Below are 276 nucleotides of genomic sequence, written 5' to 3' on the forward strand. Positions count from 1 at the left end.
GCGTGCAGAGGACATGAACCAGTTATCCGAACAGCACGAACAGCAGCTTGCGCGACGCATCGATCCCGGTGCGGTGCGCAAGCACAAAGCGAAGGCGCCGTACCCGCGATCGTTCGGTGCGCAGGAACGCACGCAGAACATCGTGCTGGGCGCCGGACATCCGGTCCCCGGCGGCGGCGAGGAACTGGCGCGCATGATCGAAGCGCGTCGTTCGCGGCGCGGCGCGGATCAGGCTGCGCGCTTTGTCGACGACCTTGCCCACCCCGGTACGAATGC

1 protein-coding gene is annotated in these 276 nt (G+C 67.0%); it reads left to right on the forward strand.

All coding sequences use genetic code 11. From position 1 onward, the window contains the following. Positions 1–13: 13 nt before the first annotated feature. Positions 14–276, forward strand: a 263-nt coding sequence (locus AC0IYH_RS31425) for a hypothetical protein (protein ID WP_471838145.1), incomplete at its 3' end; no start/stop codon positions are given.

It is taken from the genome of Pseudomonas sp. AC463, assembly GCF_979253585.1.